The sequence below is a fragment of the Methanosarcina subterranea genome (assembly GCF_055385895.1).
In genome coordinates this window covers 1,629,861-1,644,811 of record NZ_AP042426.1, presented here as the reverse complement: position 1 = coordinate 1,644,811, position 14,951 = coordinate 1,629,861, and the positions used below count along the sequence as shown (strand labels likewise).

Sequence of the window (14,951 nt, the reverse complement as noted above, 5' to 3'; positions counted from 1 at the left end):
AAAAATGAGCCAGAAAAGAGGATTAAAGAGAAAAAAATTCCCTCCATCACTCTGACAGAATTATCGCCCTTCCCGTTCCTTTTTGTATTTGCACATTGCCCTTATCAGGCCCTTGAACGGGGGAGACGGCCTGCCGGGTCTTGACCTGAACTCCGGATGGAACTGAGAGGCAAAGAAGAAGCGTTTGCCAGGAATTTCGGCGATTTCCATTCTATTTTTGTTTTTGCCTGAAAAGACTATGCCAAAGGACTCCAGCCTGTCCACAAACTCAGGGTTTACTTCATACCTGTGGCGGTGGCGCTCGACAATATAATTGGTTCCGTAAAGCTTTGTGGCAATAGAGCCTTCCTTAAGGATGGCTTCGTAGTCCCCAAGGCGCATGGTGCCGCCCATATCAGCAACTCCGGTCTGCTCCGGAAGGATGTCAATGACCGGGTAAGGAGTGTCTTCATCAAACTCGGTACTATTTGCGTTCTCGAGGTTTGCCACGTCTCTTGCGAACTCAATTACCGCAAGCTGCATACCCAGGCAGATCCCAAGGAACGGGATATTGTTTTCCCTGGCAAATTTGATTGCAAGCATCTTGCCTTCAGTTCCACGCCCTCCAAACCCGCCAGGAATCAGGATGCCGTCAAACTGCATGAGTTTCTCAATCTCTGCAGGGTTTTCTTCCAGAGTCTCTGCCTCGACCATATTGACATCAACTCTGCAAGCGTTGTCGATTCCACCATGTTTGACAGCCTCAAGGATACTGAGGTAAGAATCTTCGAGATTTGTGTATTTGCCTACGATTGCCAGCTTGACCTCTTCTGTGGTGGATCTCATCCTTGAAACCATTTCCCTCCATCCATTGTCCTCAATACAGGACTCTAGCTTCAGGTGCTTCATAAGCTGGGTGGTCAGTCCCTGCTCCTCAATCTCAAGAGGCACTTCATAAATATCGTCTGCATCATGAGCGCTTATAACCAATTCCTGGGGCACATCACAGAATAAGGCGATTTTTTCCTTGGCGCTTTCCTGAAGAGGAGTCTTTGACCTTGTAACTATCACTTCAGGGCTCAGACCAAGTGCCCGGAGTTCTTTTACAGAGTGCTGCGAAGGTTTGGTCTTCTGTTCGCCCTGCAGATCTTCCATTACAAGGGTCACATGGATGAAGGCAATATTTTCGGAAGGTTCTTCTCTGTGCATCTGGCGGACAGCCTCAAGGAAAGGCATGCTCTCAATGTCTCCGACAGTCCCTCCGATCTCGACAAGACAGACATCAGCTCCGCTCCTGGCTGCTACCTTTCTTATTTTATTCTTGATCTCGTTCGTAATATGGGGAATGATCTGGACGGTCTTTCCAAGGTAGTCTCCTCTCCTTTCCTTGGCGATCACTTCCTGGTAAACCTTGCCTGTGGTGAGGTTGTGGTCTCTGGTAAGTTCCGTGTCAAGGAACCTCTCGTAATTTCCGAGATCCAGGTCAACTTCGCCTCCGTCCCTGAGCACAAAGACTTCCCCGTGCTGGTAGGGGCTCATGGTGCCTGCATCAATATTGATGTAAGGGTCGATCTTGATAGCCGTAACTTTATAACCTTTGTTTTTCAGGTTCCTGCCGATAGATGCGATGGTGATGCCTTTCCCAAGCCCGCTCATCACCCCACCGGTAACTACTATATATTTCATGGGTAAGCTTCCTAGGTAATTTTTTAATAGAGGGTTTTAAATCAAAAGATTCCTGTGAACTTTAGACTAAAAAGCAATCAGATGGATAACATATACAGATTATTCATTCCAATTATTGCGTACGATCACAATACCAATATCTTCATGATATAAAAATTACTCTCTAATTTCAGGAAAAATAATTTCAAATAGCAACCGAAACCAGAGCACGCTTACAAAAAAGCTAAAAAAGAACCCGGCAAGCTCAGTAAAGAATTAAAATAGGGAAGAAATTCAGATAAGCGAGCTTATCTGAGAACCCGGTTAACTGAGAATTTATTTACCTGAAAATCTTATTTTAGCCGAGAAAAGACTGTCTTCCGGACTGCAAAATTGGATATGAGCCCGGTTTCCCGGATTTGCTCAACCTTCTTCCATAATTTTTAGCAGAATGTAGGTTGTACAGGTCACAAACAGGATTGAGAATAGGAGAGCCTGAGTAAAACTGACACTGAACTGGAGTCCGGCTGGCAGGATGAAGTAAAGGAAGAATAAGAATATAAGCAGTAAAAAACCTCCAAGAGCCAGGGCAAGAGGAAGCCTTTCGTTCTGTCCCGTACTTTTTCGGGTCCTTTTTCCCGACGTTGATGGAAATCCTCCTTTAAAGTTCCTGAGGACAGAAGATGAAATCCCACCAAATCCGCTTCCGCTTCCTGTCCGTGGACGGGAAGCTTTTTTTACAGGCTCTGATACGGAAGGCCTTGATGGTTTCAACTCTTCGGTGTCCTCTTCCCATTTTGCGGTTTCAACCTTTGAGAGCTCCTGCGGCTTTGCCTCTACCTTTCCGAGCTGGACTGGAAAACCTTTCTTCTTCGAGCCATAACCTGCAGTGATATAGATATGACCCTTTGTAAGTACCCTGCCTTCCTGCGAAATCCTTGCAACTGCGGAAACATACTCTTTCTGGAGCACATATGGATTGTCCCGCAAAAAAGTGATCTGACCTTTTAATTCTTCGCTCACGGAAAGGTGAATATGGGTTGGAGACCCGTAGTTCGTAACAAGGATTTCAAAGGTCTGCTCTCCGCCGGGATAAAGAGGAATCTCAATGTTTTCTTTTTCAAACTCAATAGAGTTTATTTCCTGCCGGTTAATGATAACATTCTGGAATATTTGCTCCAAGTTCAACCCTCGCATCAGTTCCTGAGGTCTGGAGGAAGCAAATTCGGAATCCCCTCATCTATGGGATAATGCTCTTTACAGGCAGGGCAGTAAAGGGTTCCGGATATGACCTCTTCTTCATTTTCTTCAACAACGTTCAAAATCAGGTCGCCCTTACACACAGGACAGGCCAGAATATCCATAAGATCTTTTTTCACAAAAATTCACCATCAAAGCACTTTTGCGATAGAGGAAACAGAATTTTACATTTGCAGGGAGATTTCAGGTTCTACTTTCATACTCATGCTTCTTACTTTCATTCATCCACGGACATGAAAAGCTTATCCTGAGATTTAGATTTAATTCTCGTATATGATTTAATTCTCGTATATTCGCCAGGATTATTTACCTATATCATTTGCAGATCTCGCATTTTTTCGCAGATCTCGTATTTCTCGTCCCTGTCATTCGATTTTCCGATACTTTTATTTTTCCAGGCATCAATTTGTTCTGATAATTCCTGTTCATTAACCTATTTATAGATTTAATTCCTGTTCATTAACCTATTTATAGATTACATAAACTTACTTTTGACTTATATAGATTCTATTGATTGCTTCGGACTTATAAATACCACTGACTTCTCTTGCCTTTACTCTTTGATCTACGATATGCCAAATACTTACTGTGTTCAGTTGCTCTTTTTTCAATTTATCTTCCTATTTAATGTGATCTAAGTACTTACAGATAACTTATCATTCTACAGACTGCTTGTAAGTTGAGTTTTTAGTACTTCTAGCAGAAGTACTAACTTTAAATATATATTAACATATTATTTTTTTTAAAAAAGTATTTAAAAGAATAACATTTGATAACCCTAAATACTTTTTACCAGCTGGATAGATTAGACTTCTTGAACAAAATTACTTCGACTAAATTCAATTAAGGATGAAAGGTTCGATTATAACAGGTTTGATTATAACAGGTTTGGATTATAACGGCTTCACTAATCCTTCTTAAAACCGGAAGCGAGAGCTGGAAAACTTGGAAACTAGAGCTGGAATTCCGGGTAATTTATAAAAGATACAATAGAGATGTGGGATAAAATATGAAACAGACAGTATTTGAGAAAAGTATTGACTCTGCAAGCCAGACCATGCTCCAGAAAGCAGAAAACGAAGGCATCGAAACTGCCTGGGATAGGTACGAGCAGCAACTGCCTCAGTGCAGTTTCGGACAGCTCGGAATCTGCTGCAGGAATTGCAACATGGGTCCCTGCAGGATAGATCCTTTCGGGGAAAGGGCTGAGAAAGGAATATGCGGCGCTACAGCAGACATTATAGTTGCGCGAAATCTCTTAAGGATGATTGCAGCAGGGGCAGCCGCACATTCCGACCATGCCAGAGATGCAGTATTGACCTTTAAGAAAATGAGCGAAGGAGAGACTGGAAGTTACAGGATAAAAGATGAAGCAAAGCTGTTCTCCCTTGCCTCTGAATACGGGATTCCCGCAGAGGGAAAGAATCGTGAAGAAGTGGCAGCCGAACTTGCAAATGCGCTGCTTCTGGAGTTTGGAAAACAGAATGGACCTCTTTTATGCACAAGGAGAGCGCCCGTATCAAGGCTCAGGCTCTGGTCGGAACTTGGAATAGAACCTAGAGGAATTGATCGGGAAATTGTTGAATGTATGCACAGAACCCATATAGGTGTTGACAATAACGCAACTCATATTCTGCTGCAGGGACTGCGTACAGGGCTTTCGGACGGGTGGGGAGGCTCCATGATTGCAACAGATGTCCAGGACATACTCTTTGGAACCCCGGAACCTAAGAAGAGTACTGTAAACCTTGGAGTGCTCGCCCTTGATAAGGTAAACGTAATTGTCCACGGGCATGAACCAATCCTCTCGGAAATGATTGTGGAAGCTGCGGAAGACCCCGGGCTTCTGGAACTTGCAAAGGAGAAAGGAGCAGAAGGCATCAACGTTGCCGGAATTTGCTGTACCGGAAACGAAACTCTAATGCGTCACGGGACACCCATAGCAGGCACTTTCCTCCAGCAGGAACTCGCAGTGATTACAGGAGCTGTGGAAGCTATGGTTGTGGATGTCCAGTGCATTATGCCATCCCTTGGGAGTCTTACTGGCTGTTATCACACGAAATTTATATCCACGTCTCCGAAAGCAGATTTCCCGGGAACTGTGAGAATGGAGTTCCATGAAGAAGAGGCTTATGAGACTGCAAAAGGGATTATAAGGACAGCCGTAGAAAATTTCCCGAACCGGATCCGCGAAAAGGTGAGTATCCCGGAAGAAAAGCAGGAATGTATGGTCGGTTTCAGTGTCGAAGCAATCCTCAATGCCCTTGGCGGGAGCCCTGATCCCCTCATTGAGGCAATTGCCGGAGGTACAGTAAAAGGAATCGGAGCAGTTGTTGGATGCAATAACGTAAAAATCCAGCACAATTACGGGCACGTGAACCTTGTAAAAGAGCTGATCAAAAATAATGTCCTTGTAGTGACCACCGGATGCAATGCGATTGCCTGTGCAGAAGCCGGGCTGCTTGTACCGGAAGCTGCTGCTTTTGCAGGAGATGGACTAAAAGGCATCTGTGAAGCCCTCGGCATTCCTCCCGTCCTGCACATGGGTTCCTGTGTAGATATTAGCCGCATCCTGGTCCTTGCCTCGGCAATTGCAAACCGCCTGAGCGTGGACATAAGCGACCTCCCTGCTGCCGGTGCAGCTCCGGAATGGATGAGTGAAAAAGCAGTGAGTATAGGGGCTTATGTTGTTTCCTCCGGAGTGTTTACTGTACTCGGCACGATTCCACCTGTTCTTGGCAGCCAGGAAGTCACATCTCTTCTGACAAAAGGCCTGGACAGTGTTGTTGGAGCAAGCTTTGCAGTTGAGCCTGACCCCTTTAAAGCTGCAGGCCTGATGCTTGAGCACATCGAAGGAAAAAGAAGGGCACTGGGCCTGAAATAAGGGAGAAATTCACATGAAAGACGTGATAATCCGGCCTGAACGATGCATGGGCTGCCACTCCTGCGAAGTTGCCTGTGCTGTTGCACATTCAAAGAACAAAAACCTCTTTTTGGCTCCGGGAGAAGTACCAGTCCCAAAAAAACGCATCTCTGTTGAGCATATTCCTGCCCTTGAAGCTTCCATGCCTATCACCTGTCGCCACTGCGAGGATGCACCCTGTGTTTCGGTTTGCCCTACAAAAGCTCTTTCTAAGGACACAGCTACCGGTACTGTAAGCCACAACCCGGAACGCTGCGTGGACTGCTGGACATGTTCTACGGTTTGCACTCGTTTTTCTTCTCTGTACCAGTTAATTCTTGCCGTAGGGTGCTGGACCGCTTCCATGGCCTGCAATTACGGAGTAATCGGCAGGCGGACCGAAGAGGGGACCGTAATAAAATGTGATTTATGTGAAGGAAGAGAGTTGCCTGCCTGTGTGGAGGCCTGTCCCACACATGCCCTCGTTTTTTCGGAGGCGGGAAGGCGTTAAGGAACAATAATAACGAGGTTAAATAGGTGGGGCGTTTCGTCCGGCTTGATTTGATACTATTCAGGGGCAGACGGAACGGCTTATTCCGGCTTTATCTCCCTGAACCACAGGGCTGCAGTCGACCTGCTCTATAGTTTGTTTATAGGATACCATCGCCAGCCTTTCTGACGGCGCCTCACAGAATAAGGAAGAAATAGAAGAGAGAAAGAAAAAGAGACTTAATAGAGAATACCTTTGAAAGAAATAGAAAGATCACGAAAACGGGAGTTTTTCACGTTTGTTTATTTTTCTTACTTTCTCAATTCTGTTTAGTTTACATCCTTCTTTATTTCAGTCGAATACCCCGCTGGCTTGCTGCAGGATGAAAAACCTCCCCGGCAACCGTCAATGATAGTACGATTTATCAATTCCATTTTTTGGTTGTTAACTTCTGCTCAAACGAAGTTTTTTGGGGCTATCGTCTACTTTAATGGAATTTGGGGCGGGGGCGTAAACATACCCCGTTGCTTGTAGAGGGATGCGCCCCCGTAACTTTGATTTTGCACTCTTATAGTTTTTTTTGTTATTTTTTGTTTATTCTTTTACCCGTCGCTCTTAATTTCCGCTTCTTTTCTTTTCTGGGAAGATATCTAACAGAGAGCTGCCCGCCTTTAGAGCATTAATCTCCCAGGATGATACTATATAAAGGATTATTACCCTATTAACATGAAGAACTGAAAAAGAAAAAAGGGGAGTCAGATATGAACAGTAATATTTACAGAAAGATAATGGTTGCTACCGATGGCTCGGAACCCGTCAAAAAAGCGGTTGATACTGCTGTTGAAATCGCAAAACTGAGCGGGGCAAAGCTCTATGCTGTATATGTTGTCGCTTCGGGAGGGTATACGGTTGGCCATCCCAGAGATATAGGATGGGAAAGAGCGATGAAAGAGCATCTCAGTGCAGAAGGAAAAGAAGCAACAGCTTACGTCGAAAACGTCGGAAACGCTGCGGCTGTCGAGGTAGAATCCATTTTCCTTGAAGGAAGCCCTGCAAATGAGATTGTTGATTTTGCAGAAAAAAACGATATTGACCTTATCGTAATGGGAACACTGGGAAGGACGGGACTCCAGAAGATTTTACTGGGTAGCGTGGCTCAGAACGTGGTCAGGCATTCCAGAAAAGCGGTACTGGTTGTAAAAGGGATGGAAGCAAAGTAATAGGGGATATAAAGTACCAAACAAAAGTTGAGAATTAGTAAAAATATGAAGTGTAAAAATAATAATTGTAAAATGCTAAGTGTAAGTTACTAAAGTGTAAAATATTAATATAAAACGCCAAATGTTAAAATATTAAATCAAAAACTGAGACTTTTCAGGGCAGGAGTCCCGGACTTTTTCGGGATAGGTTGATTTACCTGCCCAACCCAAATAACTTTTGATGATAGGGCTTTTCCTCGACGTACTGGATTTTGCGCTTCCGATACTTGTAATGATTTTTGTTGGACTTGTGGGCACCAGTATACTCGTGGAACTTGGCCTGATGCAGAAATTTTCAAAACTTGTAAGCCCTATTTTTGCATATACGAACCTGCCAGAAACCTGTGCTTCAGCTTTCGTTGTGGCAATAGGCTCTACTGTTGCTGCAAACAGTATGCTTTCTCAGGCAAAAAATGAAAATTGCCTTAATGATAGGGAAGTCCTGCTCTGTTCAATGATGAACGCAACCCCTGCCTATTTCCGTGAACTCTTCACCTACCAAATTCCTATCGTGTTGCCTGCACTTGGTCTCGTAGTAGGGGGATTTTACACTCTTGTGTTCATAGTTACTGCAGTATTTAAGATCCTGGTAATTGCAATTGCAAGCAAGCTTTTTCTTAAAGGCGATTCCTGCAGAGCTCCTGAGACCAGCAGTAAGGAGAAAGCATCTCTGAAGACCGCATTTAAGCGCGCATTCAAAAAAGAGTCAAGGGTTTTTCTGAAGATTGCAGGAGTTTACCTTATAGCAACCACCATAATTTTCATCCTTCAGGATCAGGGAGCTTTCGAGGTATTCAGTGTGCTGCCACTTGCCGAGCTTTTTAAAATACCCCCTGAAACGGTTATCCCCCTGACAAGTTACGTTGCAAGCCCTATACTCGGAATTTCACTTCTCGGTCCCATGATCCATTCAGGAGAGATAACAAATGTACAGGCAATGATCGTGCTCATGCTGGGCAGTATGTTTATGCTCCCGATTTTTGCCATTCGTAGCCAGCTTCCAAGAAAAGTAGCTATTTTCGGAACACGCCTTGGAGTCCAGATCGTTGCTTATTCTACTGCAATGAGCATATTTGTAAGGCTTGTAATTTTGTTATTACTGCTCAATATGGCTTCTTGAGAAGTCGGTACAGTTCCCAGGAAAAAAAGGGCATTTTCAATCATAGTTATTTCTGGTTTATTTGCAAACAGCAGGTTTTTTAGTTTTTTAATTTTGGTTTTTTTCTTTTGCTTTTAATTATTTTGCCTTTCTTTTTACTCTGCAGACCGGAATGATGTCCGGGGTAAAAGAATAGGGATTATCCAGAAAAAAGAATTTTTCAAGACAGTGGGGGTACCAATTGCAGAAAATTAATTCCTAAAAAAACTTTTTCATAGAATAGTGTTTAAAAAATACCTGAAGAAGTTTTTAAAGGAAAGGAAAATAGACAAGTCGGAACTAAAGTATACTTGTATTCACATAGTAAAGATATAAAAAACAAATCAGTGAACGGGGGTTTTTGGAGGAGGTTAAAATATGTTGGATTTGATTATGAGCAATAATATTTGATTTTGAGCTTTACCCGTTCACCAAGCACATCAGAGGATTAACCAATATATAAACATTTTGGCATGTAAAAAGTATCATACCTTTTTGTGCCGGAATAAAAGAAAAAACTCAAAGTTTTAAGATTTTTTTTCCTGAAATGGCAAGTTAACAGTGAATTAGCACATAATCGAAAGAGTCTGCTATGTAGCTAAAAATAAAAGAGTCTAAAATAGAAATAAAAAGAGTATAGATATCTGCCAGAGATATACCGTTTTCTTTTTGCGGTCATACCACCAGAAGGCAGCTTTAATCACTTAATATTTAGTGAAAAAGCCATTTATATACAAAAGAGCATATAGAATATGGAGCAGATATGCACTTACACGCATAAATGCGCTGAAAAGGAGAAACTTCACCGGATAATTCTTCAGAAAGCTGAAGGAAAAAATAGAGACTGTAGAAGAATAAAATAGAAAAAATAGAGGGATATGGTATGGTAAAGAGAACTTATAAAAAAATAATGGTTGCGACCGATGGTTCTCAACTCGTCAAAAAAGCGGTTAATATGGCGATTGAGATTTCCAGACTCAGCGGAGCTAAACTTTACGCTGTATATGTGATACTCCCGGCGACCCATTCCGCCAGGGACTTCGGTTGGGAAAAAGCTGCCACGGAGCACTTCCGGAATGAAGGGGAAAGAGCTACTCTTTTTGTGAAGGAGGCTGCTGAGGTTGCCGGAGTAGAAGTGGAACCTGTAATGCTGGAAGGACATCCTGCAGATAAAATCATGGAATTTGCGGAACAGAATGGCATTGAGATGATTGTGATGGGAACACTCGGGAAAACCGGACTCGACAGGTTCCTGCTTGGGAGCGTAGCTGAAAACGTGGTGAGACACTCAAAGATACCTGTACTCGTGGTCAGAGGGGAAGTTCAGGAATAAAAATAAAAAAAGCTAGAATAGGATAACGGAAGAGCAGAAAATCAGAACCCATACAACATTATTCACTATATCTTGTCGTGCTTGCCACGCTTAACGCAGGAAAGCGGTCTTTCCCAAAAAGATAAAAAAGAAGAGAAAATAGAAGCAAAAAAAATAGTCGGAAAGTAAAAGTGACGTTAAAAGTCCAAAAGGCATCAAAAACAGAAATAAATCCTACCAAAAATACTTTTTTCCATGCATTTTTTTATTGTTTTTTTTAAATAGCTTTCAAGCCGATTATTTCATCAGTCTCTCTCCTTTCCTTCTACTTTTTACTTCGACTTCTTTTTTTCGGAAAGGGCCACCAGATAGGCTGGCGGAGGCACTGTATATATTTTGGATTCAAAAACGGCTATGAAGACCAAATAAATAATTCAGAGTCTTTTTAATTTTTTATGGTTCTTCTCCAATTTTAAAAAAACAATTGAATTTCACCCAAATCCCTTAACATTTTTCCTCATTTTGGAAAAGTCGCTCCACTAATATCTAGATTTTGTACATCAATTTCTTATTTTTGCCATAATTATTCGATAGCTACCGCTGTAAAGCTGCAGATTAAAACTGAAAGTTTCCATTTACTCTTTACTTTTATCCATACTGGAATCTTGCCCTCATTAAGGGTGAGAATCCTTTCCATTTACCAGTACTGAAACACCGTTTGTTGAAATAAGTAAATAAATTGTAACAAAAATTAGTTAGGCCACTATCGGTTTTAAATGATCTTGCTTTGTCTACGATATCACCTATCAAAGAAAATATCTGTTCCATTGTATTATCTGTCTCAGGTGTAAACCCTTTTTTCAAGAAGCTTACATTTTTCTTGAAAATCTCTTCTGCATAAGAAATCGCTTTCTGAGACGCTTTTGAAAGTTCCAGATTAGAGTAGAATTCTCGTATCTTTTGAATACATACAACAGCACTGATGACCGTATCAGAACGTATCAACTGATATATTTCATTGGACACAACCTTATCATTATCTGGAATATCTTCAACAGAGTTGAATTCTTCATAGTATCTCTTGCTAACGTTTTTTAATTGATGAAACACACAAAAGGAGTGAGCTACTTCAGGGAAGACACTCTTTACAGCTCCAATGATTGCTTTATCTTCATCAGAAACAATTTTTTGTATTTTGCCTTCAGGAAATCGGTTTTTTATTCGTCTGAAAAGAGGAATCAGAGCTTCAATCGTTGGTAATCTGTCAGTTACCTCAAAATCCAAAACTACCTTTTCTTTAGTAGCAATAACGTAAACAGATTGATATCGCATTTTTTTCCATTCTTTTTCTGTAAGCTTTCTTCCAATCAACTCTTCAAGTCTCTTTTTCCAGCCTTTTTTGATCCAATCCCCATCAACATACAATGTTTCATCAAAGCCAATCTTTTGATCTAAAAGTTCTTGCTTTGAAAGTTCTGCATGTTTCTGTTCATATAACCATAATGAAGTTGCACAAGGAGCTCTACCACAGAAGGCTGTCAAGCCTTCTGTATATGTTTCTCCAATTTGCCGAGAATTGTGTAGACTGCATCGTCCATCATATCTAACATTCATTTGTTTATCATAATATTCAGAACTGTAATTTGCAGAACCAGGAACACCAATAATCTGATCATGAAAAGGTTTCTTACAAACAGGACAAAACCAGTATGTAACATTGAGAGCTATAGTGCCGTGACTTGATAAAATAAAACGAGTGTAGTGAGAGTTCACATGTAACTTATTGCCACAATCAGCACAATGAGTAGGAGATAATACGGAAAACATAGGATAGTATCGATTTCCAACCAAAACTTTTGGCAAAGGAATCATTATTTTACCGTCAACTACCGTTTTTATCATTGACTTATCTATTGAGACATTTCCTTTTCCCATAAATAGAAAATTTATCTCAATATAATTAAAATTTTATTGTTTTGCATGATTTATGGAGAAAATATGAAGACCAGAAAATAATAAAAAGTCTCATAATTCAGGGTCATTTGAAGGCGTTTTCCAAAATATCCCCATCGGACAAAATCGCTCAAAAGAGATGGAAAAAAAGTTGATCAGAAATTGGCCAGAAATTGGCCAGAAGCTGACAAGGAGCATAGAAACAGGATCGAATATAGAAACAGGATCGAATTTCACGGAAAAAGGAGTTGACCTCAGGAGCTTACTCCAGGAAAAAGTTCTTAACGGCAGAACCTTGAGGTCAAAAAACTTAGTTGCTGGCTTCAGGTGTTAACTTTTATCCTATTACACTCATGCCGGAAACCCGGATTGAAGGCGTGATTATGCCTCCGACTTTTCTGACGTCAAAGCCTGCGCCTGTGATATTCTTCAGGAGTTCGAAGGCATTGCCCGAAATCATGAGGGATTTTACAGGCTTGTCCAGGGCTCCGTCTTTGATTGTGAAGGCATTTCTGGCTTCTACGGAAAAGTCTCCGGAAATTGAATTTGCAGTATGGGCGCCGATAATTGTGTTTACGAAAATCCCTGAGGTAGTATTTGCAATAATATCTTCCTGCGGGTAATCGATAACGAAGTTCCTGAGCCCTACCGAGGGAGGGCTTGTATAGGAGGATCTTGAGCCGTTTCCTGTGCTTTTCACACCGGCTTTTCCTGCGGTATAGCTGTCATAGAGATAGGTTTCAAGCACACCGTTTTCAATAACTGTGGTATGCTGTGAAGGAACCCCTTCATCATCCGAAGCCGAGGTCTCTATGCCTGCTTCAACCAGCCCGTCATCATAAATGCATAGTTCAGGGACAGCCAATTCTTCTCCGAGCTTATCTATCAGGCCTGACCTTCCTTTCTGCACGTTGTCCGCATCAAGCGAAGGAGCAAGTGCTTCTTCGAGGATATCCGAAAAGGCAAATGGATGAAAGATAACATCGGTTTTCTGCGGCTCGATTTTTATTCCTCCCCTGGATTTAAGGGCAAGGTCGGAAGCATTTTTTCCGAGGGCAAAAAAGTCAATGTCAAGGGAACGGGAGATAGCAAAGTCATAGGCTGTTGAGGTATCTCCGTTCACGGTTATCACATCAACAAAGCCGGATACAGCGGTGGACTCTTCTTCGATTTCTATCCCGTTTGTGTTAAGGATAAGCCGTTTGCTCTTTGAACGGGTAAAGCCCCCTGAGGTGGGAAGCGTGTCTGGAACCTCTTTTGTACCTTTTACAAGTTCCACGGCATAGACAATGCATTCTTCGAGCTCAAGGGCTTCGATTTTTTTATCGAAGATGCCTGAGACCTGAGGATATTTTCCGTTGGAAGGAAGAGATACCCAGTCAGGGTCACTTTCCCGGACGCGGGCTTCTGCGACCGCAATCTTTACGGCGTTCTCAAGTTCTTCCGCGGAGTTGGTGCTGGCAAAGCCCACTGCACCGTTTACAATGGCGCGAATTCCCAGACCTTCCGAGAAACGGTCTTTAGCGTTCTCAAGTGCGTCTTTTTTGAAATTGACGCCTGTTGAGTGGTTTGCGGCGTAATAAATTTCAGCTTCTTCAGCCCCTGCCTGTTCTGCCAGTTTCAGGGCTTTTCTTGCAAGATCGTACACTTTCAGGCACCTCCTACGAGGGCCTTTGAGATGGCGATATGTGGAGAACCGTCAGATACAGGTACAAGCTGCCCGGCTTTTCCGCACCTTCCGGCAGTCATTTTCAGGTCATTGCCCACATGGGTTACATGGTTCAGGATCTCAAGAGTCTTTCCTGAGAGGGAGACATCCCTTACGAGCCCGGTAAGTTCTCCGTTCTTTATAAGGTACCCTTTTTCGGCATTGAACTGGAATATGCCTTCTCCGGTATTTACCTGCCCGCCTCTTGACCCTACAAGGTACATGCCATTCCTTACTTCCTCCAGCATCTCTTCAAACCTGGAATCCCCATTGTCAATGAAGGTATTGCTCATCCTGACGACAGGCATGGAATAACCCTGAGCCCTGCAGTTTCCGGGAGTTCCCCCGAGTTTGGCTGCGGTTTCTCTGGAGTGGAGATAAGAGTTAAAAACTCCATCCCTGATTATCTCGGTCCTTCTTGATTCGGAACCTTCGGCATCAAAGGGATAATACCCGAATTCGTGCAGAGTCGGGTCATCGATGATAGTAACAAGCGGGGATGCAATCTGTTCTCCTATTCTGTTTTCAAGAATGGAATCCCCTTCAAGAACAAGATCACCTTCCGAAGCATGCCCTACGGCTTCATGGGCAAATACTCCTGCCAGCTCCTGGTCGAGTACTACAGGCATTTCCCCTCCTTTAGGGGTTTTAGCCTTCAAGAGCTCAATTGCAGTTTTTCCTGCTTTTCCGGCAAGTTCGAGGGCATTTTCTTTCTCGAAAAGCTCGTAGCCATATCCGAAACGGCTTTCCCTACCTGCCTGGTATACGCCATTTTCCGAAGCAACAGCAGAGACTGCAAAACCGACATTCAAAAGTTCATATTCACGTTCCAGACCTTCGGAACTTCTGTACTGGACTTTGAATTCGGATTCGAGATACATTACCTTTGTACTGTGAACACCTGCAATCTTTGCGTGCTCTTCAATACTCTTCAAAAGGTCTACTTTTTCTTCAATTGCAATGTCTCTCGGATCGATCCTGACTTCAGGAAGATCCTTTACATCAGGAGAAGTTACGGCTGCGAGTTCTACTCCTTCTTTAGGGGTGCTCGAATTCATAGAAAAAGCAAGTTTTGAGGCAGCTTCGACCCCGCGTTTAAGGTCGATATCCCCTTCAACAGCCGTATAGCCCCATGAACCTCCGCAGAGGGCCCTTACTCCGGCCCCCCTTGTGAAGTTTCTGGATATTTCTTCGATCTTTCCGTTATCCAGGACGATAGAAGTGGAACTGCCTTCTATCACCCTGCAGTCATAAAACTTTATGTCCTGCATAATGCCTGTCATGA

General features: G+C 42.8%; 12 protein-coding genes. 6 read left to right on the top strand and 6 right to left on the bottom strand.

Features of this window, described 5'->3' with window-relative positions; all coding sequences use genetic code 11:
* Positions 1-60: 60 nt before the first annotated feature.
* The 3 genes from pyrG to ACZ5A8_RS07230 form a co-directional block, all read right to left on the bottom strand.
* Entirely contained in the window at positions 61-1,665 is a 1,605-nt protein-coding gene (gene pyrG, locus ACZ5A8_RS07240) for a glutamine hydrolyzing CTP synthase (RefSeq protein WP_464533060.1), read from the bottom strand.
* 402 nt (positions 1,666-2,067) lie between these two features.
* Positions 2,068-2,826 carry a DUF7524 family protein gene (locus ACZ5A8_RS07235; RefSeq protein WP_464533058.1) on the bottom strand — a complete coding sequence of 253 codons (759 nt, stop codon included), beginning with the start codon at positions 2,824-2,826 and terminating at the stop codon, positions 2,068-2,070.
* Positions 2,827-2,840: 14 nt separating this feature from the next.
* Complete coding sequence (locus ACZ5A8_RS07230; protein WP_229387168.1) at positions 2,841-3,023, bottom strand: methytransferase partner Trm112; 183 nt, start codon at positions 3,021-3,023, stop codon at positions 2,841-2,843.
* A gap of 890 nt (positions 3,024-3,913) precedes the next feature.
* Here ACZ5A8_RS07230 and cooS point away from each other — a divergent pair.
* From cooS to ACZ5A8_RS07205, 5 genes are all read left to right on the top strand, one after another.
* Complete coding sequence (cooS, locus tag ACZ5A8_RS07225) at positions 3,914-5,788, top strand: anaerobic carbon-monoxide dehydrogenase catalytic subunit (RefSeq protein ID WP_464533057.1); 1,875 nt, start codon at positions 3,914-3,916, stop codon at positions 5,786-5,788.
* A gap of 13 nt (positions 5,789-5,801) precedes the next feature.
* Positions 5,802-6,317: a 4Fe-4S dicluster domain-containing protein gene (locus ACZ5A8_RS07220; protein WP_464533055.1), complete on the top strand. Its 516-nt coding sequence runs from the start codon at positions 5,802-5,804 to the stop codon at positions 6,315-6,317.
* A gap of 740 nt (positions 6,318-7,057) precedes the next feature.
* Positions 7,058-7,516: a universal stress protein gene (locus tag ACZ5A8_RS07215; protein WP_464533053.1), complete on the top strand. Its 459-nt coding sequence runs from the start codon at positions 7,058-7,060 to the stop codon at positions 7,514-7,516.
* Positions 7,517-7,736: 220 nt separating this feature from the next.
* Positions 7,737-8,675, top strand: a complete 939-nt coding sequence (locus ACZ5A8_RS07210) for a nucleoside recognition domain-containing protein (protein ID WP_464533051.1) — start codon at positions 7,737-7,739, stop codon at positions 8,673-8,675.
* A 901-nt stretch (positions 8,676-9,576) separates the two neighbouring features.
* Complete coding sequence (locus ACZ5A8_RS07205; RefSeq protein WP_464533050.1) at positions 9,577-10,026, top strand: universal stress protein; 450 nt, start codon at positions 9,577-9,579, stop codon at positions 10,024-10,026.
* Positions 10,027-10,653: 627 nt separating this feature from the next.
* Here ACZ5A8_RS07205 and ACZ5A8_RS07200 read toward each other — a convergent pair.
* Positions 10,654-11,940 (bottom strand): transposase, encoded by a 1,287-nt coding sequence (locus ACZ5A8_RS07200; protein WP_464530109.1) that lies wholly within the window; start codon positions 11,938-11,940, stop codon positions 10,654-10,656.
* A gap of 157 nt (positions 11,941-12,097) precedes the next feature.
* Between ACZ5A8_RS07200 and ACZ5A8_RS07195 the strand changes: the two genes are divergently transcribed.
* A complete protein-coding gene (locus ACZ5A8_RS07195) occupies positions 12,098-12,292 on the top strand; it encodes a hypothetical protein (protein ID WP_464533049.1) in 195 nt (64 codons plus the stop codon).
* 3 nt (positions 12,293-12,295) lie between these two features.
* Here ACZ5A8_RS07195 and ACZ5A8_RS07190 read toward each other — a convergent pair whose 3' ends face one another.
* Complete coding sequence (locus tag ACZ5A8_RS07190) at positions 12,296-13,606, bottom strand: TldD/PmbA family protein (protein WP_464533047.1); 1,311 nt, start codon at positions 13,604-13,606, stop codon at positions 12,296-12,298.
* Positions 13,607-13,608: 2 nt separating this feature from the next.
* Positions 13,609-14,949 (bottom strand): TldD/PmbA family protein, encoded by a 1,341-nt coding sequence (locus ACZ5A8_RS07185; protein WP_322225102.1) that lies wholly within the window; start codon positions 14,947-14,949, stop codon positions 13,609-13,611.
* Positions 14,950-14,951 lie beyond the last annotated feature (2 nt).